The 1,391-nt window shown below is 74.3% G+C and carries 2 protein-coding genes; both read right to left on the reverse strand.

The annotated features are described in order from the left end of the window. Positions 1–88: 88 nt before the first annotated feature. Complete coding sequence (locus tag B7L92_RS38570; RefSeq protein WP_016824359.1) at positions 89–685, reverse strand: DUF5998 family protein; 597 nt, start codon at positions 683–685, stop codon at positions 89–91. A gap of 103 nt (positions 686–788) precedes the next feature. After that, a partial coding sequence (locus tag B7L92_RS38575) for an acetate--CoA ligase family protein (RefSeq protein ID WP_081241681.1) occupies positions 789–1,391 on the reverse strand: 603 nt, incomplete at its 5' end.

Genomic DNA, 1,391 nt, shown 5'->3' on the forward strand with positions numbered 1-1,391 from the left:
AGATATGTATAGGAGACAGGCGCGGAGGACAGGGGCTGGGCGGGAGGCGCGGACGGCGTGGGCCGTGCGGGCTGCGTGGGCTGCGCCATCAGCGCGTCTGGTCCGCGGTCGCCTCGGAGAGGGCCTGTGCGAAGGCGAGCGCCTGACGCACCGTCTCCGGTCCGTCACCCGCCTCGCTGACGCGCAGGCTCAGGTCGTCCGCCGTCGAGTTGCCGGTGTACCCGTGGTCGGCCTCGCAGTCGGGGTCGCCGCAGGCGGCCGGCTCGAGGTCGATGCGGGAGACGGCGCCCCAGCCGATGGTGAGCACGATCTCGCGGGGCAGCGTGCCCGGCTTGTACGACTCCGGGTTGGCGACCACGCGGCTGACCACGATGGACGAGATCCGGTCGAGCTTGACCGACTCCGTGGACGTGGTGGCGTACGGCGTCGGGGAGGTGTTGTCCGCGGCCTGCTCGTCGGTGTGGCTGACGATGAAGCGGTTGCCGGTGAGGACGAGCACGGTCACGTGCCGCCGCACCTCGTTCTGGTCGAACGTCGTCTCCTGGTGGACCAGGTACGACCGAACGGGCTCGCCGCCCACGGCGGCCTCCACCGCCTCGGCCACGAGGGCCGGGTAGTAGCCGCTGCGCTCGATCGCCGCCCGCAGCCCCTGGGTCGTCGTACTGGTCTTGGCCATGACGCCCATCCTACGGGGGGCCGCTGACTGCGAGGCACCGCTCGGGGCACTCCGCGTGCGCGGGGCCTCGTCCCGGGCCTCTCCCCCGGGCTCCCGGCCGCTCCGCGCGCCCTCAGTACGCCACCGGGAGGGTCCGCGGCCCGAGGTCGTCGCGGGCGGGGGGCGGGGCCAGGCGCACGGAGGCGCCGAGGACGCTCACGCCGTGCGGGGCGACGACGACCGGCTCGAGAGTGACCGCCACGACCTCCGGGTGATCGTGGACCAGCCGCGACACCCTCAGCATCAGCTCCTCCAGCGCGGGAGTGTCGACCGGTGCCGAGCCGCGCCAGCCGAACAGGAGCGGGGCCGTCCGGATCGATCGCACCAACGAGGTCGCCTCCCGGTCGGTGACCGGGATCAGCCGGTGCGCCATGTCCCCGAGCAGTTGCGAGGCGGCCCCGGCCAGGCCGAAGGAGAGCACGGCTCCGGCGGCGGGGTCGATGACCGCCCGTACGACGGTGTCGACACCGCGCGGCGCCATCCGCTGCACCACGGGGCGCAGCTCCTGCGGCGCGCCGAACAGCTCGGTCAACTCGGCGTACGCCCGGCGCAGTTGCTCCTCGTCCGCGAGGTCCAGGCGGACGCCGCCGAGGTCGGCGCGGTGCCTGAGGTGCGGCGCGGTCGCCTTGAGGGCCACGGGGTAGCCGAGGGTGCGCGCGGCCTCGGCCGCGGCGTC

This window comes from Streptomyces viridosporus (genome assembly GCF_002078235.1).
Taxonomy (GTDB): Bacteria; Actinomycetota; Actinomycetes; order Streptomycetales; family Streptomycetaceae; genus Streptomyces; species Streptomyces viridosporus.